Below are 20,424 nucleotides of genomic sequence, written 5' to 3'. Positions count from 1 at the left end.
GGGGTTCCGGGGCCCAAGATGCCGGACGTTCGAAGAGGCCACCGACGACGTCCGGCAGGCTGGGGGTTCCGGGGCCCAAGATGCCGGACGCAAGCGGGGGGCTCGTCGCGTCAGCCGACCCAGACCCGCGCGTTGCGGAACATCCGCAGCCAGGGGCTCTCCTGCTCCACCGGGGCGGACGTCCACGACAGCTGCGCGTTGCGGGCGACCCGCTCGGGGTGCGGCATCATCGCCGTGAACCGGCCGTCGGGCGTCGTCACCGCGGTGAGCCCGCCGGGCGACCCGTTGGGGTTGAACGGGTAGGTCGTCGCCGGCTCGCCGTGGTGGTCGACGAAGCGGGCCACCCGCCTGACGACGCCGGAGTCGCCGCGCGCCGAGAAGTCGGCGAAGCCCTCGCCGTGCGCGACGGCGATGGGGATGCGGCTGCCGGCCATCCCCGACGTGAGGATCGACGGCGAGTCGAGCACCTCGACGAGGGTGAGCCGCGCCTCGTACTGCTCGGACCTGTTGCGGGTGAACCGCGGCCACGCCTCGGCGCCCGGGATGAGGTCGGCGAGCGCGGCGAACATCTGGCAGCCGTTGCAGATGCCGAGCCCGAACGTGTCGTCGCGGTGGAAGAAGTCGTGGAAGGAGTGGGTGAGCCGCTCGTCGAACAGCACCGAGCGCGCCCAGCCCTCCCCTGCGCCGAGCGTGTCGCCGTACGAGAACCCACCGCAGGCCACGAGGCCCACGACGTCCGCGAGGTCGAACCGACCCTCCTGAAGGTCGGTCATGTGCACGTCGTAGGTGTCGAAACCCGCTCTGTCGAAGGCGAATGCGGTCTCGACGTGGCTGTTCACGCCCTGCTCGCGCAGGATGGCCACCCTGGGCCGCACCCCGAGGCTGAGGTACGGGGCGGTGACGTCGTCGGTCGGGTCGAACGTCGGCGCGACGACGAGCCCGGGGTCGTCGTCGGAGGCGAAGGCCTCGTGCTCCTCCTCGGCGCAGGCAGGGTTGTCGCGCAGCGTCGCGATCCGCCACGACACCTCGTCCCAGGCCTGGCCGAGGTCGCGCACCGCCTCGTCGAGCAGCGCCTCGCCCGCGACCGCGACCCGCACCCGTCGCTCCGGGGTGGGGCGCCCGACGACCCGGCTCAGCTCGCCGAGCCCGTGCGCCGCCAGCACCTCGAGCACCTCGTCGGAACGCTCCGCGGGCACCTCGAGCACCGCCCCGAGCTCCTCGGCGAAGAGCCCCGCAACAGACGGCACGTCGAGGTCGACCCCGCACCCCCCGGCGAACGCCATCTCGGCCACCGCGGCCCACAGGCCTCCGTCGGAGCGGTCGTGGTACGCGAGTACCGCTCCGGCAGAACGCAGCTCGGCCAGTGCGGCGACCAGCCCCACGAGTCGGGCCGGGTCGTCGAGGTCGGGCACGGCCCCGCCGAACACGCCGGACGCCTGGGCGAGCACCGACCCGCCGAGGCGGTCGAGCCCGGCCCCGAGGTCGACGAGCACGAGCTCGGTCGCGGCCCCCGCGCCGCCTCGCAGCTGGGGCGTGAGCGTCCCGCGCACGTCGGGCAACGACGCGAACGCCGTGACGACGAGGGACACCGGCGAGGTGACCTGACGCGTTCGGCCCGACCCGGCATCCGTCCACCGTGTGCGCATCGACAACGAGTCCTTGCCGACGGGCACCGAGACCCCGAGGTCGGGGCACAGCTCCATCGCGACGGCCTCGACCGTGTCGTAGAGCGCCGCGTCCTCACCCTCCTCGCCGCACGCGGCCATCCAGTTGCACGACAGCTTGACCCCCGTGAGCCCCGACACCGGCGCCGCGAGGAGGTTCGTCAGCGCCTCCCCGACCGCCAGCCGACCGGATGCCGGTGCGTCGACGGCCCCGACCGGCATTCGTTCGCCGGTGGCCATCGCCTCACCTGCGAAGCCGACGTGGTCGGCGAGGGTCACGGCGACGTCGGCGACGGGCACCTGCCACGGACCGACCATCTGGTCACGGTGCGTGAGGCCGCCGACGGTGCGGTCGGCGATCGTCACGAGGAAGCGCTTGGACGCCACCGTCGGGTGGCGGAGCACGGCGTACGCCGCCTCGCGCACGTCGAGGACCGCGAGGTCGAGCTCGTCACCGACGCGAGGGACCCGGGTCACGTCGCGCGTCATCCGCGGCGGCTTGCCGAGCAGCACCTCCATCGGCATGTCGATCGCACGGTCCTCGTCGTCGCGGTCGTCGGGCCCCTCGCCGAGCACGAGGCGGCCGTCGTCGCGCGCGACCCCGACGACGGCGTACGGACAGCGCTCGCGCTCGCACAGCGCCGCGAACACCGGGAGCGACTCGGGCGCCAGGGCGAGCACGTAGCGCTCCTGCGACTCGTTGCACCACGCCTCCTTCGGCGCGAGCCCGCTCTCCTCCAGCGGCACGGCCGTGAGGTCGAAGCGCGCCCCGAGGCCGGCGCCGTCGACGAGCTCGGGGAAGGCGTTCGACAGGCCCCCGGCCCCGACGTCGTGGATGGCGAGCACCGGGTTGTCGGCCCCGAGGCCCCAGCAGTGGTTGATGACCTCCTGGGCGCGCCGCTCGATCTCGGGGTTGCCCCGCTGCACCGAGTCGAAGTCGAGCTCTGCGGCGTTGGCCCCCGCGGCCATCGACGAGGCCGCCCCACCCCCCATGCCGATCCGCATCCCCGGGCCGCCGATCTGCACGAGCAGCGTGCCCGGCGCGAAGACGACCTTCTCGGTCTGGTCGGCGCTGATCGTGCCGAGCCCGCCCGCGCTCATGACCGGCTTGTGGAAGCCGCGGCGCACCCCGTCGACGGTCTGCTCGTAGACCCGGAAGAACCCGCCCAGCCCCGGGCGGCCGAACTCGTTGTTGAACGCCGCCGCCCCGACCGGCCCCTCGACCATGATCTCGAGCGGCGACGCGATGTGGGCCGGGGCGCCGTAGGGCTCGCGTTCCCACGGCTCCTCGAGCCCGGGCAGGTGGAGGTTGGACACGGCGAAACCGGTGAGCCCGGCCTTGGGCTGCGAACCGCGGCCGGTCGCGCCCTCGTCCCGGATCTCCCCGCCCGCGCCCGTGGCCGCACCGGGGAAGGGGCTGATCGCCGTCGGGTGGTTGTGGGTCTCGACCTTCATGAGCACGTGGACGTCGTCCTCGCGCGCGGTGTAGCGGCTCGGGCCGTCGGCCGACTCGGGCATCCAGCGCACGCGACGTCCCCCGAGCATGACCGAGGCGTTGTCCTTGTAGGCGACGACGGTTCCCTCGCCCGCGACCTCCTCGGTGTACCGGATCATCCCGAACAGCGAGCGCGGCTGCACGACCCCGTCGACGACGAAGTCCGCGTTGAAGATCTTGTGGCGGCAGTGCTCGGAGTTGGCCTGCGCGAACATCATGAGCTCGACGTCGGTGGGGTTGCGGCGCAGCCCGGTGAAGGCGTCGACGAGGTAGTCGACCTCGTCGTCGGAGAGGGCGAGCCCGTAGGCCGTGTTCGCCTCCTCGATCGCGGAGCGTCCCCGCCCGAGCACGTCGACGTGCTCCATCGGCTCGGCCTCGCGCTCGTCGAACAGTGCCGCGGCGGCATCGCGGTGCGGCAGGGCGGTCTCGGTCATCCGGTCGTGGAGGAGGTCGGCGACCGCGGTCCACTGCTCGTCGGTGAGCGGCTCGTCGCCGGCGATGAGGTACTCCGTGACCCGCTCGACCCGCCGCACGTCGACGCCGCAGTTGTGCGCGATGTCGGTGGCCTTCGAGGCCCACGGCGAGAGCGTGCCCAGCCGCGGGGCGACGACCACGGTGGCGACGTGAGCACCCTGCGCGTCACCCGTGGAGGGCGGCCCGTACGTGAGCAGCCGCTCGACCGTGGTGCGGGTCGTGTCGTCGAGGGCGCGCTCGCTCGCGACGAGGTGCACGTGGCGCGCGCTGAGCCCGGTGACGGGCGGCGCGACGCTGTGCAGCCGGGTCAGCAGGGCACCGGCTCGGAACGGGGAGAGGGCGTCGCCGCCCGGGACGGTGGTCAGCACGAGCTCGTGCGACGAGGCCATGGGTGCGTCTCTCCCGGTGGTGGGGCGCGGGGGCGGATGCCGTCGTCAAGGCTACCGGGGCCACCCTCCTCCCGCTCTGCCGCCCGGCCCCGCCCGGCCTTGCCCGGCCGCGCCCGACCGGTCCCGGCCTCGCCCAGCCTCGCCTCGCCGCGCCCGACCGCGCCCGGCCTCGCCTCGCCGCGCCCGGCCTCGCCTCGCCGTGCCCGGCCTCACCCCCACCGTGATGTACCATTTGGTACATGATCGAGGTCGCCCACGTCTCCCACGCCCCCGTCGACCGGCTGTGGTCGGTCATGTCCGAGGTCCGCCGCTGGCCGCAGTGGCTCCCGACCGTCGATGCCGTCACCCCGCTGGAGGCCGCCCGGCCCGACGAGGTCGGCGCGCGCTACTCCGTCGAGCAGCCCGGGCTGCCCCGGGCCGTCTGGACGATCACCGCCATCGATCCCGGGCGGTCCTTCACGTGGGAGTCGGAGCAGCCCGGCATCCGTTCGGTCGGCACGCACGTGCTGCGCCCCGAGGCCGACGGCGGCACGACGATCGTGCTCGGCATCTCCTGGTGGGGCCTGCTCGCCCCCGTCCTGCGGCTCGTGCTCGGCCGCAAGACCCTCGACTACGTCCGCCAGGAGGCCCGGGCCCTCGACCGCACCGCCTCGGCGGATGCCGGTGCCTGAGCCGGTGCCTGAGCCGGTGCCTCAGCCGGTGCCTCAGCCGGTGGCCGGACCGGCGACCGAGCCGGCGCCCTCGCCCCGCGACGTCCTCCTGGCCCGGGCCGTCGAGTGGTTCGCCGGGCACGGCGTCGGGGACACGAGCCTGCGTACGCTCGCGGACGGCATCGGCACGAGCCACCGGATGCTCAACTACCACTTCGGATCCCGCGCAGGACTTCTCGGCGCCGTCGTCGAAGCGGTCGAGCAGGCCGAGCACGCCGCGCTCGTCGACCTCGCCGCGAGCGACCTCGACCCGTTGGAGGCCGGCCTCGTCTTCTGGGCACGGGTCGCGGACCGGGCCGAGGTCTTCGCCCCGCTGTTCTTCGAGCTGTCGACGCACGCCATGCGGGGGCAGCCGCACGCCGCACCCCTGCGCACCTGGTTGCGCACCGGGTGGACCGACGCTCTCCGCGACGCCTACCTGCGGCTCGGTGTGCCGCCGGACCGGGCCCCGACGCTCGCCCTCCAGTCGCTCGCCATGGCCCGCGGGCTGCTCTTCGAGGTGGCCGCCACCGGCAACCGGGCCGCGGCGGACGCGGCGATGGCACGCTGGACGCACATGGTGCGGCGCGAGGTGCTGGAGGTGGCCGGATGAGCCGGGTCGTGCGGGAGGCAGCGGGGTGAGCCGGGTCGTCGTGCTCGGCGGTACCGGCGCCATGGGCGCCGCGGTGTCCCGGGTGCTCGCCGGCCGCGGGCACGACGTCGTCGTGGCCGCCCGGGCGACGGGCGTCGACGCGACGACCGGGGCCGGTCTCGACGAGGCCCTGGCCGGGGCCGACACGGTCGTCGACTGCCTCAACGTCGTGTCCATCTCCCGGCGCACCGCGGTGTCCTTCTTCGGCGGTGCGGCCACTCGGGTCGCGAGCGGCGCCGCGCGGGCCGGCGTGGGCCACGTCGTCTGCCTCTCGGTCGTCAACGCCGCCGACCCCGGCGTGCGGCGGGCGGCCGGGTACTACGCGGGCAAGGCCGCCCAGGAGGAGGCGTACGCCGCGGGGGCGGTCCCGACGACGCTGGCCCGCACGACGGCATGGTTCAGCCTCGCCGAGACGTTCCTCGAGCAGATCCGGGTCGGTCCCCTCGCCGTCGTGCTCGGGATGCGGCTGCAACCGGTGCACCCGGACGCGGCCGCGGCCTTCGTCGCCGACGCCGTCGAGGCCGGTCCTGCGACGAGCCGCGGCCCGCAGGCGCGGCAGCTCGCCGGGCCCGAGGAGCTCGATGCCGCGGCGATGGCCCGCGCGGTGGCGCGCGCCCGGCATCCGGGGGTGCGGGTCGTCCGCCTCCCGCCGCCGATGCCCGCGTTGCGAACGGGCCTGCTGCCCCGCGGCGACGTCGAGGTCGACACCCGCCGCTTCGCCGACTGGCTCGCCGAGGGCTGACCCGGCCCCGGCCCGCAGGCCCGAGGGTCAGAAGGCCTCGCCGGTGAGCCGCTCGTAGGCCTCGACGTACTTCGCCCGGGTCTGGGCCACGACGTCCTCGGGCAGAGCGGGCGGCGGCTCGCCCGAGCCCTTCGCCCACCCCGAGGCGGGCGAGGTGAGCCACTCGCGCACGAACTGCTTGTCGAAGCTCGGCTGCGGGTGGCCCGGCTCCCACTCGTCCGCGGGCCAGAAGCGCGAGGAGTCGGGTGTGAGCACCTCGTCGGCTAGCACGACCTCGTCCCCGCGCAGACCGAACTCGACCTTGGTGTCGGCGAGCAGGATGCCGCGACCGGCCGCGATCGCGTTGCCGCGCTGGAGGATCGCCACGGTGAGGTCGCGCACCCGGGCCGCGAGCGACGCGCCGAGCTGGGCCTCGACGGCGGCGTACGGGATCGGCTCGTCGTGCTCCCCGACGGGCGCCTTCGTCGAGGGGGTGAAGATCGGCTCGGGCAGGCGGTCGCCGTCGACGAGGCCCTCGGGCAGGCGGATGCCGCTCACGGCACCGGTCGCGGTGTACTCCCCCAGGCCACCGCCGGTGAGGTAGGCGCGGGCGACGCACTCGACGGGGAGCATCTCGAGGCGCTCGACGAGCACGGCCCGCCCGCGCACGGCATCCGGGACGTCCGTCGACACGACGTGGTTCGGGACGAGGTCCTCGAGCTGGGCGAACCACCACAGCGACAGCCGGGTCAGCACCTCCCCCTTGTCGGGGATCGGGCTGTCGAGGACGAAGTCGAAGGCCGAGATGCGGTCGGACGCGACGAGCAGCAGCCGGTCGGGGCGCCGGCCGCCGGTGGCGGGGTCGATCGGCGCGTAGAGGTCACGGACCTTGCCCGAGTAGACGTGGGCGTAGCCGGGCAGGTCGGGGGGTGCATCGGGCATGGCGCCGATTCTTCCAGCCGGCACAGGCCCGGCGGTCGCCGCAGTGCACCCTGCGGTCGCCCCCACCGCGCCAGGCGCCGGTCAGGCCGTGACCTCACCCCGCTCCGCGCGCAGCGCGATGTCCGTGCGGTGGTGCGAGCCCGGCAGCCGGATGCCGGCCACCACGGCGTACGCCCGCCGGCGCGCCTGCGCCAGCGACCCACCGCTCGCGACGACGGAGAGCACGCGCCCCCCGGCGGAGACGAGCCGCCCGTCGGCGTCCCGGGCCGTGCCGGCGTGGAGGACGTAGGCGTCGGGCGCGGCCACGACGTCCTCGGTCCCCGTGACCGGGTCGCCGGTGCGCGGGGGGCCGGGGTAGTTCTCGGCCGCGACGACGACGGTCACGGCGTGGTCCGTCGACCAGCGCAGGTCGGGGAGGTCCTCGAGGCGACCGGTCGCGGCGGCGAGCAGCAGCCCGCCGAGCGGCGTGCGGAGCCGCGCGAGGACGACCTGGGTCTCGGGGTCGCCGAACCGGGCGTTGAACTCGATGACCCGGGGCCCGCGCGGCGTGAGGGCGAGGCCCACGTAGAGCACCCCGGCGAACGGCGTGCCCCGACGGCGCATCTCGTCGACGACCGGCTGCGCCACCCGGCTCACGACCTCGTCGACGAGGCCCTCGGGCGCCCAGTCGAGGGGGCTGTAGGCGCCCATCCCGCCGGTGTTGGGCCCGGCGTCGCCGTCCCCGACGCGCTTGAAGTCCTGGGCCGGGCTGAGCGGCACGACCGTCGTGCCGTCGCACAGGCAGAACACCGAGACCTCCGGCCCGGAGAGGTACTCCTCGACGACGACGGCTCCGTGGGGTTTGGCGAGGCAGGCCCGGGCGTGCTCGAGCGCCTCGGCACGGTCGTCGGTGACGACGACCCCCTTGCCGGCTGCGAGCCCGTCGTCCTTGACGACGTGCGGGGCCCCGAGGGCGTCGAGGGCCTCCTCGACCGCCTCGACGCTCGTGCACACGTGGGCGAGCCCGGTCGGCACCTCGGCCGCCGACATGACGTCCTTCGCGAACGCCTTGCTGCCCTCGAGCCGGGCGGCCTGTGCCGACGGCCCGAAGCACGCGATGCCGGCCGCGCGCACGGCATCCGCGACGCCGGCCACGAGCGGCGCCTCGGGCCCGATGACGACGAGGTCGGCACCGAGCCCGGTCGCCACGGCGACGACCCCGTCGGCGTCGGCGACGCCGCCAAGCAGCGGCTCGCACCGCGCCAGCTCGGCGATGCCCGGGTTGCCCGGCGCCGCGACGACCTCGTCGACCGAGGGGTCGAGGCGCAGGGAACGGACGATGGCGTGCTCGCGGGCCCCGGACCCGACGACGAGTACCTTCACGGGCCCCAATCTAGGGTGCGGGGTGCGGTGCGGGGGCGCGCGTCCGGCCTCGCCCGCCGACGGGATTAGACTGATGAGTTCCGTGGCCAGCCACGCGCACGACCCGTCCAGCCAGGAGACCCCGCCTCGTGACCGCCCCCCACCCGGTGCCAGACACCTCGCCCGACGTCGCGGGCGAGATCGCCCTCGAGCAGGCCCACGTCGACCGGGTCTACGCGGAGCTCGAGAAGGCGAGCCGGCGGGCGTCGGACGTCGAGGCCGACGGGATGGCGCGGGGGCGCACCTCACGCGCCGGCGACGTGCGCGACGAGGAGATGACCGGCCTGTTCGAGCGCGACGCGCTCGTCTTCGCGGCGGCCCGGCGCCGGTCGATGATCGAGAAGCAGTACGAGGGCCTCGTCTTCGGCCGGCTCGACCTCGGCGAGGAGCGCTCCACGGCGGCCGAGCGCGAGGTGCGCTACATCGGCCGTCTCGGGGTGCGCGACGACGACTACGAGCCGCTCGTCGTCGACTGGCGGGCCCCCGCCGCCTCCGCCTTCTACCGCGCGACGCCGGTCGACCCGATGGGGGTCGTGCGCCGCCGGGTGCTGCGCTGCCGGGGAGCCACCGTCATCGGTGCCGAGGACGACCTCATGGTGCCCGAGGCGCCCGACGACATCGTCGTGCTGGGCGACGGCGCCCTCATCGCCGCCCTGACCCGGAGCCGGGGCCGCCAGATGCGCGACATCGTCGCGACGATCCAGCGTCACCAGGACGAGGCGATCCGCGCTGCCTCGCGGGGAGTCACCGAGATCAGCGGTGGCCCGGGCACCGGCAAGACCGTCGTCGCCCTGCACCGCGCGGCCTACCTGCTGTACTCCGAGCGGCGCCGGTTCGAGAACGGCGGCATCCTCGTCGTCGGCCCGTCGTCCGCGTACACGGCCTACATCGAGCGGGTGCTGCCCAGCCTCGGCGAGGAGTCGGTGGCGCTGCGCGCGGTCGGCGACCTCGTCGACGGCATGACGGCCACTCGTCTCGACACCCCCGAGGTCGCCGCGATCAAGGGGTCGCTGCGCATCCGCCGGCTGCTCGGCCGCCTCACCGCACGCCCGCCGGCCGGTGCGCAGCATGCGTTCCGGGCCTTCGTCGCCGGGCACGCCGTGCGCCTCGACGAGCACGTGCTGCGACGGGTCCGCTCGGACGTGCTGCGCAACCACCAGCACAACCTCGGCGCGGATGCCGCGCGCGCGGCACTCGCGGAGGCGGCCTGGCGCTCGGTGCGCCAGGGCGACCGCGAGGTGTTCCTCGACGCGTTCGAGGGTTCCCGCGCCGTCGACGAGTTCATGGCGACGTGGTGGCGCCAGCTCGACCCGCGCGAGCTGCTCCTCGGCCTCGCCGACACCGACCACGTGTACGCCGTCTCGCGGGGTGTGCTCGACCAGGAGGAGGGGGCGGCCCTCGCGGGGTCGTACCGCGAGGCGCTCGAGGCCGGGTCGTGGTCGGTCGCCGACGCCGCACTCGTCGACGAGCTCGTCGCCCGGCTCGGGCCGGTGCAGGTCGCCGAGCGCGAGGACGTCGGCTTCTACGACATCGAGGAGCTCGACGACCTCTCGGCCTACGGCGTGCAGGACGTGCGGGCCGGCGACCGTCGCGTCGTCGACGACCCGCAGGTCGGCATCGTCACACCGGCCGACGCCCGCGACCGGCTCATGATGGGTCGCATCGACCGCGCGTCGGGGTACGCGCACGTGCTCGTCGACGAGGCCCAGGACCTCTCGCCGATGCAGTGGCGGATGCTCGCTCGCCGGGGTCGCACCGCGTCGTGGACCGTCGTCGGGGATGCCGCTCAGGCCTCGTGGTCCGACCTCGCCGAGGCGCGCCGCGCCCGCGACGAGGCGTTCGCCGGGCAGGAGCGCCGGGCCTTCCACATGGACACGAACTACCGCAACGCCCGCGAGATCTTCGACCTCGCGCGCGACGTCATCCTTCCCCTCGTCCCCGACGCCGACATCCCGGATGCCGTGCGCGAGACGGGAGTCGACCCGGTCACGCGCGCCGTGACGGGCTCGCTGGCCACGGCCGCGGCGGATGCCGTGGAGCAGCTGCTCGGCGAGGTCGAGGGGTCGCTCGCCGTCATCACCCCCCGGCGCTGGCAGGACCGGCTCGCCGGGCTCGACGGCGCAGGCGACGGGCGGGTCCAGGTCATCGACCCGCTGTCGACGAAGGGCCTGGAGTGGGACGCCACCGTCGTCGTCGACCCCGACGCGATCGCCGAGGAGTCGCCCGGCGGGGTTCGGGTGCTCTACGTCGTGCTCACCCGCGCCGCCCACCGGATGCACGTGCTGCGCCCGGCCTGAGCCGACGGCGTCAGGCGGCCCTCCTCACCCCGTCCGGCTCGGTCGCCTCGTCGGCTCGCCGGAAGAGCCACGCCGCCAGGACGAACAGCCCCGAGAGCATCGCGGTCAGCCCCACGACGTCGACGACGGAGGCGCCCGCGGTGCCCTCGAGGCCCGCGGCGAAGGCCACGACGGGAGCCAGGACCTGCGTCGCCGCAGTCGCGAGGAGGGCCACCGCCATCCCCCGCGGACGGAAGCGGGCGAGGAGCGAGCCGACGACGAGCACGACGGGCACGGCGAGGAAGACCCGGTCCGCGGGCCCCCCGGCACCGATGACACCGAGCGCGCCCGCTCCCAGGACGAGGAGCAGGACGGTGCCGACGGCGAGCACGACGGCGAGCCAGTAGCGGGTGGATGCGTTCATGGGTGGTCCCTCCTGCGGGGTCGGTCATCGGGTGGCATCGGAGCGAACGAGGCGTGCACCGCCGACGAGGAGGGCCCCGGCGGCCCACGCCGCGAGCACGAGCCGCGACGACGCCGGCGACAGGCCCTCCCTCGGTCCCTCGCCGAAGACGAGGTGGAGGACGCTCGAGCCGGGCAGGATCGCGGTGAGGGTGGCCGACCAGTCGTAGGGCAGCTGCGCGAGCAGCGGGGGCAGCACGAGCACGAGCGCGAGGACGGTGACGAGCCCGCCGGCGGTGCTGCGCAGGGCCAGCCCGAGCCCGACCCCGAGCAGGGCACAGGACCCGTAGACCGCGCTGAGCCCGGCGAGGAGGTCGCGCCCCTGCGCCACGGGCAGGCCGACCTCCGGCACCAGGGCCCAGACCACGACACAGGCCGCCGTGACGAGGAGCAGGCCGACGAGCGTCGCCGTCGCGGTGATGACGAATGCCCTGGCGGCGAGCAGCACGCCACGGCGCGGCGTCCACTGCAGGGTCGGCACGATGGCGCCGGTGGTGTGGTCGGCGGTGGCCGTGACGAGGACGAGCACCCTGCTCGACCGCACGCTCCAGATGCGCGACCACTCGGCCCGGCCGGTGCGCGTGGAGAGCGCGACGGCACTCACCGGGCCGACCCCGACGCAGCGGCCCGCTCGGGCCCGACGGGGTCGAGCGACCCCGGCGCCCGGTCGCGGTGGTCCCCCGCCCCGTCGGTCAGCGAGAGGTAGGCCTGCTCGAGCGACTGCTCGACCTCGGCGAGGTGGTGCAGCGGGACACCGATGTCGTGGGCCAGGTCGCCGATGTCGGCAGACGCGACCCCGGTCACCTCGAGCTCCCCCGGGGCGGGCACCGTCACCTCGGCGCGCCCCGCGAGCGCGCGGCGGAGCGTGGCGGAGGCCGGGGTGCGCACCCGGACCCTCACCTCGTCGAGCCCGCCCAGCACCTCGTCGACCGCCGCGTCCGCGATGAGCCGGCCCCGCCCGATGACGACGACCCGGTCCGCGACGAGCTGCACCTCGCTCAGGAGGTGGCTCGACACGAACACCGTGCGACCCTCGTCCGCGAACCCCCTGAACAGGGCGCGGATCCAGCGCACCCCGTCGAGGTCGAGGCCGTTGACCGGCTCGTCGAAGACGAGCACGGGCGGGTCACCGAGCAGCGCCGCTGCGATCCCGAGGCGCTGCCGCATCCCCAGGGAGTAGCCGCTGATCCTGCGCCGGGCCGCCGCGGCCAGGCCGACCTGCTCGAGGACCTCGTCGACGCGCGACAGCGGGATGCCGTTGGTGTGCGCCGCGATCCGCAGGTGCGCCCGACCGGAACGTGCGGGGTGCACGGCGTCGGCGTCGAGCAGGGCACCCACCTCCCGCAGGGGAGCCGCGAGCCCTGCGCAGCGCCGCCCGTTGACGGTCGCGCTCCCGGCGGTGGGCCGGTCCAGGCCGAGCACCATGCGCAGCGTCGTCGACTTGCCGGCCCCGTTCGGGCCGAGGAAGCCGGTGACCTTGCCCGCCGCCACCTCGAAGGTCAGGTCGTCGACGGCCGTCACGTCACCGTACGTCTTGGTCAGTCCTCGAACGCTGATCATGGCCCGACGCTAGGGCCGGTCGGCCACCCGCCGTGGGGGGGACCTGTGAAGGTTCCGTGCAGATCCGGTCGGTCACCCGAACCGCCGGCGGTGGACCGCCACGGCGGCGAGGTTCGCGACGGCGAGGATGCCGAGGCACCAGGCGAGGGCGACCCAGAGGTCGGCACCCACCGGCTGCTGCGTGTACAGGGCACGGATGGCGTCGACGATCGGCGTCACCGGCTGGTGCTCCGCGAAGGCCCGCACCGGCCCGGGCATCGTCGCGGTGGCCACGAACGCCGAGCTGACGAACGGCAGGAGGATGAGCGGGTACGAGAACGCGCTCGCGCCGTCGACGCTCGACGCCGACAGCCCGGCGACGACGGCCAGCCAGGTGAGCGCGAGCGTGAAGAGCGCGAGGATGCCGGCGACCCCGAGCCAGGCGAGCGGACCGGCGCCCGAGCGGAACCCCATGACGAGCGCCACGCCCACGACGACGACGACGGAGACCGTCGTGGCCACGAGGGAGGTCAGCACGTGGGCCCACAGCACCGCCGAGCGGGCGATCGGCAGTGAGCGGAAGCGCTCGAAGAGCCCACCCTGAAGGTCGAGGAAGAGCCGGTAGGCCGTGTAGGAGACGCTCGACGCGACGGTGATGAGGAGGATGCCGGGGAGCAGGTAGTCGACGTACGCGCCGGTGCTCGTGCGGATCGCCCCCCCGAGGACGTAGACGAAGAGCAGCATGAACATGACCGGCATGACGGTCGTCGTGATGATCGTGTCGGGGCTGCGCAGGACGTGCCGCAGCGACCTGCCGGTGAGGACGGCGGTGTCGCCGACGACGTGGCTGAGGCTCATGGCTGCTCCCGCGTGGTCGTCTCGGATGCCGGGGAGGTGGGCGTGCGGTGCCCGTCGCCGACGACGGCGAGGAAGACCTCCTCGAGGGTCGGCTGCTTCTCGACGTACTCGACCCGCGCCGGGGGCAGCAGGCGCTTGAGCTCGGCGAGGGTGCCGTTCGCGATGATCCGCCCCTCGTGGAGGATGACGATGCGATCGGCGAGCTGCTCGGCCTCGGCGAGGTCCTGCGTCGTGAGCAGGACGGTCGTGCCGCGACCGGTGAGCTCGGTGACGCAGCTCCACACCTCGAGGCGGCCCTGGGGGTCCAGGCCCGTGGTCGGCTCGTCGAGGAGGACGACGGGGGGATCACCGATGAGGCTCATCGCGATGTCGAGCCGTCGGCGCATCCCGCCCGAGTACGTCGCGACCCGCCGGTCGCCGGCCTCGGTGAGCCCGAACCGGGCCAGCAGCGCGCCGGCGACGCCCGCGGCATCCGGGAGGTGGCGCAGCCGCGCGACGAGGACGAGGTTCTCCCGCCCGGTGAGCACGTCGTCGACGGCCGCGAACTGCCCGGTGAGGCTGAACGCCTCGCGCACCGTGGCCGGCCGCTCGGCGACGTCGACGCCGGCGACCGTGGCCGTGCCGGCGTCGGCGCGCAGCAACGTCGCGAGGATGCGCACGAGGGTCGTCTTGCCCGCGCCGTTCGACCCGAGGAGGGCGACGACGCTGCCGCGGTGCACGTCGAAGTCGACGCCGCGGAGCACGGCGAGGTCGCCGAAGGACTTCTCGATGCCGCGCACCCGGATGGCCGGTGCGGGGGCGGTGGGGGCCGTCATCGCGGGACCTCGCCGTCTCCGGCGGCCTCGCGCTCGGCCTGCTCGATGGTGCGGGCCAGCCGGTCCCGCTCGCGGGTGATCCAGCTGCCGGCGGGGTAGTTGAGGAGGAACGCCTCCGCGAACTCGACGGGGTCGGACCCGACGACGTCCCGCACGGGCGTGCCATCGGCGGCGGCTCGCTCGAAGAGGTCGGCGAGGTCGTCGAGGAGCGTGAGGATGCTCGTGGCGTCGCCGATGCCGCCGAGGTGGTAGGTGTAGCGCTCCATCCCGGCGACCGCGGTGCGGTAGCTCGGGGGCAGCTTCTCGATCCGCGCCTTGTACCGGCGGTAGTGCCGCTTCTGCTCGATCCACCTGATGAGCATTGCTACCTGCCTTCCTCGCGGAGCTCGTCGATCCGTCCCGACAGGAAGCTCCACGTCTCCCAGAACTCGTCGAGGTGCGCCCGGCCGCGGTCGTTGAGGGAGTACACCTTGCGCGGTGGCCCCTTCTCCGACGGCACCTTCTCGACGTCGACGAGGCCGCGGTGCTCGATCCTGATGAGGAGGGCGTAGACGGTGCCCTCGGCGATCTCGGCGAAGCCCCTGTCCCGCAGCCAGGCGGTGATCTCGTAGCCGTAGGCCGACCGGCCGGACAGGAGCGCGAGCACGATGCCCTCGAGGATGCCCTTGAGCATCTCCGTCGCCTGCCTGCCCATGGCCGCACCTCCGTCCGGCTGCTCACCGATCCTGCTCCTCAGGCCGCCGGCTACTCAGCGACACTGACTACTGGTACATAGTAACGCTGAATAGCGGAACCGCAAGAGGCCCGGGCGAGCCGCGCCCCGGCATCCCCGGGACGCGCGTCAGTCGAGGAGGGGGTGGCGCTGGATGATCTCGTGGCGGCCCGGGCCGACGCCGATCGCCGAGACGCGTGCCCCGATGAGCTCCTCGACGCGCAGCACGTAGGACTGCGCCGCGGCGGGCAGCTCGTCGAAGGTGCGGCACCCGGAGATGTCCTCCGACCAGCCGTCGAGCTGCTCGTAGACCGGCCTCGCGTGGTGGAAGTCGGTCTGGTTGACCGGCATCTCGTCGTGCCGGACGCCGTCGACCTCGTAGGCCACGCACACGGGCACCTTCTCGAACCCGGTGAGCACGTCGAGCTTGGTGATGACGAAGTCGGTGACCCCGTTGACCCGGTTCGCGTAGCGCCCGATGACGGTGTCCATCCAGCCACAACGGCGCGGGCGCCCCGTCGTCGTGCCGTACTCGGCGCCGACCGAACGCAGCGTCTCGCCGTCGTCGTCGAACAGCTCGGTGGGGAACGGGCCCTCGCCGACACGCGTCGTGTACGCCTTGAGGATGGCGATGACCCGCGACACCCGGGTCGGCGGGATCCCGGACCCGGTGCAGGCGCCACCGGCCGTCGCGGACGACGACGTCACGAACGGGTAGGTGCCGTGGTCGACGTCGAGCAGGGTCGCCTGGCCCGCCTCGAGGAGGACGTTCGCCCCGGCATCCAGCGCCTGCTCCAGCACGAGTGAGGTGTCGGCGACCATCGGGCGCAGCCGCTCCGCGTACCCGAGCAGCTCGTCGACGACCCGGTCCGCCTCTGCCGCACGGGTGTTGTAGATCTTGACGAGCACCTGGTTCTTGAGCGCGAGTGCGGCCTCGACCTTCTGCCGCAGGATGCCCTCGTCGAAGAGATCCTGGATGCGTATGCCGACCCGGTTCATCTTGTCGGCGTACGTGGGGCCGATGCCGCGCCCGGTCGTGCCGATCCGGCGGGCGCCGAGGAAGCGCTCGGTGACCTTGTCGAGGGTGCGGTTGTAGGGCGCGATGACGTGCGCGTTCGCGGACACGACGAGGCGCGAGGTGTCGACCCCCCGGGCCTGCAGCCCGTCGAGCTCCTCGAAGAGCACCTCGAGGTCGACGACGACGCCGTTGCCGATGACCGGGGTCACGGTGGGCGTCAGGATGCCGGACGGCAGCAGGTGCAGCGCGTACTTCTCGCGGGTGCCGTCCTCACCCTCGATGACGACGGTGTGGCCCGCGTTGTTGCCCCCGTTGAACTTGACGACGTAGTCGACGTCACCGCCCATGAGGTCGGTCGCCTTGCCCTTGCCCTCGTCGCCCCACTGGGCCCCGACCAGCACGATCGCCGGCATCCCGGCTCCTTCCGCACGTGCGCCGGGGCCAGGTGCCCCGACGCGCCGAAGGCCCCTCGCGGGTACGCCGGGGCCTCGTACACCCCACCATAGCGCGGGATGCCGTGCGCCTTCCGGTGCGCTCGGCGCCGGCGACGCGCCCAGCTCGGCGCCGGCGACGCGCCCAGCTCAGCGCCCACGAGGGGCCCCGCTCAGCGCCGGCGACGCGCCCAGCTCAGCGCCCGCGAGGGGCCACGCTCAGCGCCGGCGCCGGGCCAGGGCCCACCCGAGCTGGAAGCGGGTGTCGACGCCGTTGACGGCCATGAGGTGGGCCACCCGGCGCCGCACCGTGCGCAGGCTGACCCCGAGGTGGCGGGCGATGGCCTCGTCCTTGAGCCCGAGCTCGAGCAGCTCGACGAGCCTGGGGTCGCCGCTGCCGTCGCGCCCGCCCACGACCGGCGCCGGCACGGCGTGCTTCCACGCGAGGTCGAAGTAGGCCGTGTAGAGCCGCACGACGAGCGGGTCACGGATGACGACGTACCCTTCCGACGCGTCGTGCCAAGCGGCGAGCGCGACGACGGCGGCCTCGCCGAAGACGGCGAACTCGGTCTCGGTCGTCGGCAGGACGCGCTGGTCCTCCCCCACCTCCGACCACCCCGCCAGCCACCGCTGGCCCTGCGGGGAGGACAGCGCGCTCGCGGGGTAGACGGCTCGCTGGCGCTCACCGCGCCGGATCCGCTCCTCGTTGGCGCGCATCGTGCTCTCGTCGAGGGCCGGACCCTCGGAGACGGTGAGCACGAAGTTGCGCAGCAGGCCCGTCGTCTCGGTGAGCAGCCGGTTGACGACCGACGGCGCGATGGCGTCCGAGATGGGCTCGGTGATCGGCTCGTGCGCGCCGAGGGCCAGGCTCGTGACCCGCGACAGCAGCTCGCGCGAGGCCTCGAGGTCGCGGCGCCGCTCCTCGATGCGGCCCAGCTCACGTCGCAGCTGCTCCTCGAGCACGAGGAGCACCCCGCCGTCGTACGTCGACGGGTCGTCCATGCGGCCCACCTCCTGCCCGGGGTGCGGGTGGCCGATCGCTGCCAGTGGCACCCTAGTGTCGCACCGGGTGCGGTCGGCGGAGGCACGATGGACGGGCACAGCCCCGGTGCCGGGTCGCCGGCGGGCGCTTCTTGGCGAGAGGGAAGCGCAGCGCCACACGGCGGTCACGACCGGGCTGTCGGCGAAGGGTCCAGGCGGCTGCGCCCGGGCCCTTCGTCCCGCCCTCTCCTCGCCCGACGGGCCGGTCGCGTCGGACCCAGCTCGAGGGCCCCTCGGGCTCTAAGACCCAGCTCGCGGCCCCTCGGGTCAGAGGCCCAGCTCGCGGGCCCCGGTCGCGCTCGAGGCGCGCAGGAACTCGGCACAGCGGTGCCGTTCCTCCTCCTCGCCGATGGCGCCCGCGGCCCGCGACAGGGCCGCCAGGGCGCGCAGGAAGCCACGGTTCGGCTCGTGCTCCCACGGTACCGGGCCCTGGCCGCGCCACCCGTTGCGCCGGAGCGCATCGAGGCCCCGGTGGTAGCCGGTGCGGGCGTACGCGTACGCCTCGACCGGCCGGTCGTCGGCGAGCGCGTCCTCCGCGAGCACGGCCCAGGCGAGCGACGAGGTGGGGTGGGCGGCGGCGACGGAGTCGGCGGCCCTCCCGCTCTCGAGCAGCGGGGATGCCGGGTCGTCGGGCAGGTGCGTCGGGGGGATGCCGAGCAGGTCCGAGCTCACGGGCGTGCCTCTCAGGTGGTGGTCCGGCGGGACGGTCGTCCCCGTCGAGAGTAGAGAACACGCCGCGCGAGGCGAACCTCGCACGGCGTGTTCTCTACTCTCGACCGGTGGGTCGACGGGTGGCTCAGCCCTGGTGGGTGCCCGCCGAGCGCAGGTTCTCGCAGGCCTCGACGACGCGCGCCGCCATGCCGCCCTCGGCCTCCTTGCCCCACGCGCGCGGGTCGTACTGCTTCTTGTTCCCGACCTCGCCGTCGACCTTGAGGACGCCGGTGTAGTTCTTGAGCATCCAGTCGGCGACCGGGCGGGTGAAGGCGTACTGGGTGTCGGTGTCGACGTTCATCTTGACGACGCCGTAGTCGACGGCCGCGGCGATCTCTTCGGGCAGCGAGCCGGAGCCACCGTGGAAGACGAGGTCGAGCGGCTTGGCACCGGCGGCGTCGCCGTGGGCGGAGACGATCGCGTCCTGGCACTCCTTGAGGATCTCGGGCCGCAGCTTGACGTTGCCCGGCTTGTAGACACCGTGCACGTTGCCGAAGGTCAGGGCGGCCATGTAGCGGCCCTTCTCGCCGAGGCCGAGCGCCTCGACGGTCTTCAGGGCGTCCTCGGGCGTCGTGTACAGCTGCTCGTTGATCTCGTTGGCGACCCCGTCCTCCTCGCCACCGACGACGCCGATCTCGACCTCGAGGATGATGTGCGCCGCCGCCGCGAGGGCGAGGAGCTCCTGGGCGATCTGGAGGTTCTCCTCGAGCGGCACGGCGGAGCCGTCCCACATGTGGCTCTGGAAGATCGGCAGGCCGCCGGCCTTGACCCGCTCGGTCGACGCCGCGATGAGCGGGCGGACGAAGCCGTCGAGCTTGTCCTTGGGGCAGTGGTCGGTGTGCAGGGCGATGTTGACCGGGTAGTGCTTAGCGACCTCCTCGGCGTACGCCGCGAGGGCGAGGGACCCGGTGACCATGTTCTTGACCGTCGACCCGGAGGCGTACTCCGCACCGCCCGTGGAGACCTGGATGATGCCGTCGGACCCGGCCTCCGCGAAGCCGCGGATGGCCGCGGTCACCGTCTGGCTCGACGTGATGTTGATGGCGGGGTACGCGAACGAGCCGTTCTTGGCTCGGTCGAGCATGTCCGCGTAGACCTCGGGGGTTGCGATGGGCACGGCGATCTCCTCGTGAGGTTGTGGGTGCCGGTACACCGCGATCCTTCCACGGATGGCCGCGGCCCACACCGTGATGTCCGTACCCGGCAGTAGTCACCCCGACTAGCCCTGGCCCGTCGGGTCGAGGACGTAGGGGCGCGTGTCCGCGACCGGGTGCAGGCCGAGCCGGACGAGGATGGGCCGCGAGTCCGGCGAGGTGTCGACGCGGGCGTAGGGGTGACCGCGCTCGATCGCGGTTCGGGCCCGGTGGCTGACGAGCGCGCGGTAGAGGCCCCGCCGGCGCCAGCTCGGCAGGGTCGAGCCACCCCACAACCCGCAGAAGGGCGTTCCCTCGGTGAGGCGCAGCACGGCATACGACACGGCCGCGCCGGTCGCGACCTCCTCGACGACGGTCGTCGTCATGAGGTCGGGGCGAGTCTGTTGCTCGGACCGCAGGCTGTCACCGATGTGCACCCCGCTCGCGCCCCAGACCTGCGTGAGCAGCTCGCGCACCCGGTGCCAGTCCTCGTCCCCTCTCGGCTCGTGGAGGCGCACCTCGCCGGGGAGTGGGACGTCGTGGACCAGGTCGGCGCACCGGCCGAGCAGCACCATCTCGGGGTCCTCGGCCACGAAGCCGAAGCGCTCGAGCCGCACGGGCAGGTCCGCCGGCTCGTCGTAGCCGTACGTCTTCCACTCGACCCGCTGACCGCGCCCCGCGAAGAACTCGGCCTGGCGGGCGACCCATCGGTCGGGGTCGTCGCCGAGCCCTTCCGGGCACTCGACCATCGCGCCGAGCGCGGCGGGGTCGGGTGGGTAGCTGCGGTGGACCGGGCCGTCCCGCTCGACGACGAAGCCCGGGGCGGCATCGCGGTCGGCCAGGCGCACCTCGGAGTGGAACAACGCGAGCAGCTCGTCCGGGGTCATGACCCCATTCCACTGCATCCGTCCGCGTGCCGCCGGCAGGTCGGGGGTGCCAGCCTCCATCGGGCGGACCGTCCTGCACTGGTGCGCGGTACTCAGGCGCGACCGGCCGCCGAC

Annotated in this window: 19 protein-coding genes; 4 read left to right on the top strand and 15 right to left on the bottom strand. The window is 74.0% G+C overall.

Annotation, left to right across the window (positions count from 1 at the left end):
- Positions 1-110: 110 nt before the first annotated feature.
- Complete coding sequence (gene purL / locus ABD899_RS03915) at positions 111-4,022, bottom strand: phosphoribosylformylglycinamidine synthase (protein WP_345202528.1); 3,912 nt, start codon at positions 4,020-4,022, stop codon at positions 111-113.
- Between the two features lie 239 nt (positions 4,023-4,261).
- Here purL and ABD899_RS03910 point away from each other — a divergent pair, with 239 nt between their 5' ends.
- Genes ABD899_RS03910 through ABD899_RS03900 form a run of 3 tightly spaced genes read left to right on the top strand, consistent with a single transcriptional unit; the run spans position 4,262 to position 6,105 of the window.
- Positions 4,262-4,693, top strand: a complete 432-nt coding sequence (locus tag ABD899_RS03910) for an SRPBCC family protein (RefSeq protein WP_345202525.1) — start codon at positions 4,262-4,264, stop codon at positions 4,691-4,693.
- A gap of 40 nt (positions 4,694-4,733) precedes the next feature.
- A complete protein-coding gene (locus ABD899_RS03905) occupies positions 4,734-5,324 on the top strand; it encodes a TetR/AcrR family transcriptional regulator (RefSeq protein WP_345202522.1) in 591 nt (196 codons plus the stop codon).
- Positions 5,325-5,349: 25 nt separating this feature from the next.
- Positions 5,350-6,105: an SDR family oxidoreductase gene (locus ABD899_RS03900; RefSeq protein WP_345202520.1), complete on the top strand. Its 756-nt coding sequence runs from the start codon at positions 5,350-5,352 to the stop codon at positions 6,103-6,105.
- 27 nt (positions 6,106-6,132) lie between these two features.
- Here the strand turns inward: ABD899_RS03900 and ABD899_RS03895 are convergent, their stop codons facing one another.
- Positions 6,133-7,026, bottom strand: a complete 894-nt coding sequence (locus ABD899_RS03895; RefSeq protein WP_345202517.1) for a phosphoribosylaminoimidazolesuccinocarboxamide synthase — start codon at positions 7,024-7,026, stop codon at positions 6,133-6,135.
- 81 nt (positions 7,027-7,107) lie between these two features.
- The gene (gene purD / locus ABD899_RS03890) at positions 7,108-8,388 is read right to left on the bottom strand and encodes a phosphoribosylamine--glycine ligase (RefSeq protein WP_345202514.1); all 1,281 of its coding nucleotides are present in this window, start codon (positions 8,386-8,388) and stop codon (positions 7,108-7,110) included.
- Between the two features lie 128 nt (positions 8,389-8,516).
- On the opposite strand from purD, the gene ABD899_RS03885 reads away from it, so the two are divergent.
- A complete protein-coding gene (locus ABD899_RS03885) occupies positions 8,517-10,724 on the top strand; it encodes a HelD family protein (protein ID WP_345202512.1) in 2,208 nt (735 codons plus the stop codon).
- Between the two features lie 10 nt (positions 10,725-10,734).
- Here the strand turns inward: ABD899_RS03885 and ABD899_RS03880 are convergent, their stop codons facing one another.
- The 12 genes from ABD899_RS03880 to ABD899_RS03825 form a co-directional block, all read right to left on the bottom strand.
- A complete protein-coding gene (locus ABD899_RS03880) occupies positions 10,735-11,127 on the bottom strand; it encodes a hypothetical protein (protein WP_345202509.1) in 393 nt (130 codons plus the stop codon).
- 24 nt (positions 11,128-11,151) lie between these two features.
- Positions 11,152-11,769, bottom strand: coding sequence for a hypothetical protein (locus ABD899_RS03875; RefSeq protein WP_345202506.1), 618 nt, complete (start codon positions 11,767-11,769; stop codon positions 11,152-11,154).
- Entirely contained in the window at positions 11,766-12,725 is a 960-nt protein-coding gene (locus ABD899_RS03870; protein ID WP_345202504.1) for an ABC transporter ATP-binding protein, read from the bottom strand. The genes ABD899_RS03875 and ABD899_RS03870 overlap by 4 nt, the downstream gene beginning before the upstream one ends.
- A 72-nt stretch (positions 12,726-12,797) precedes the next feature.
- Complete coding sequence (locus tag ABD899_RS03865) at positions 12,798-13,562, bottom strand: ABC transporter permease (RefSeq protein WP_345202501.1); 765 nt, start codon at positions 13,560-13,562, stop codon at positions 12,798-12,800.
- On the bottom strand, positions 13,559-14,377 hold the full coding sequence (locus ABD899_RS03860) for an ABC transporter ATP-binding protein (RefSeq protein WP_345202497.1): 819 nt from the start codon (positions 14,375-14,377) through the stop codon (positions 13,559-13,561). The genes ABD899_RS03865 and ABD899_RS03860 overlap by 4 nt, the downstream gene beginning before the upstream one ends.
- Positions 14,374-14,739: a DUF1048 domain-containing protein gene (locus ABD899_RS03855; RefSeq protein WP_345202494.1), complete on the bottom strand. Its 366-nt coding sequence runs from the start codon at positions 14,737-14,739 to the stop codon at positions 14,374-14,376. The genes ABD899_RS03860 and ABD899_RS03855 overlap by 4 nt, the downstream gene beginning before the upstream one ends.
- A gap of 2 nt (positions 14,740-14,741) precedes the next feature.
- Positions 14,742-15,071, bottom strand: coding sequence for a PadR family transcriptional regulator (locus ABD899_RS03850; RefSeq protein ID WP_345202492.1), 330 nt, complete (start codon positions 15,069-15,071; stop codon positions 14,742-14,744).
- 147 nt (positions 15,072-15,218) lie between these two features.
- Positions 15,219-16,520: an adenylosuccinate synthase gene (locus tag ABD899_RS03845; protein WP_345202489.1), complete on the bottom strand. Its 1,302-nt coding sequence runs from the start codon at positions 16,518-16,520 to the stop codon at positions 15,219-15,221.
- A gap of 237 nt (positions 16,521-16,757) precedes the next feature.
- On the bottom strand, positions 16,758-17,540 hold the full coding sequence (locus ABD899_RS03840; RefSeq protein WP_345202487.1) for a DUF6879 family protein: 783 nt from the start codon (positions 17,538-17,540) through the stop codon (positions 16,758-16,760).
- A gap of 306 nt (positions 17,541-17,846) precedes the next feature.
- The gene (locus tag ABD899_RS03835; RefSeq protein ID WP_345202484.1) at positions 17,847-18,251 is read right to left on the bottom strand and encodes a DUF3151 domain-containing protein; all 405 of its coding nucleotides are present in this window, start codon (positions 18,249-18,251) and stop codon (positions 17,847-17,849) included.
- Between the two features lie 124 nt (positions 18,252-18,375).
- Positions 18,376-19,407 carry a class II fructose-bisphosphate aldolase gene (gene fbaA / locus ABD899_RS03830; RefSeq protein WP_345202481.1) on the bottom strand — a complete coding sequence of 344 codons (1,032 nt, stop codon included), beginning with the start codon at positions 19,405-19,407 and terminating at the stop codon, positions 18,376-18,378.
- 102 nt (positions 19,408-19,509) lie between these two features.
- The gene (locus ABD899_RS03825; protein WP_345202479.1) at positions 19,510-20,370 is read right to left on the bottom strand and encodes a GNAT family N-acetyltransferase; all 861 of its coding nucleotides are present in this window, start codon (positions 20,368-20,370) and stop codon (positions 19,510-19,512) included.
- Positions 20,371-20,424 lie beyond the last annotated feature (54 nt).

This window comes from Fodinibacter luteus (assembly GCF_039541575.1).
Classification (GTDB): Bacteria; Actinomycetota; Actinomycetes; order Actinomycetales; family Dermatophilaceae; genus Fodinibacter; species Fodinibacter luteus.
This window is presented reverse-complemented; position numbering and strand designations above follow the sequence as displayed.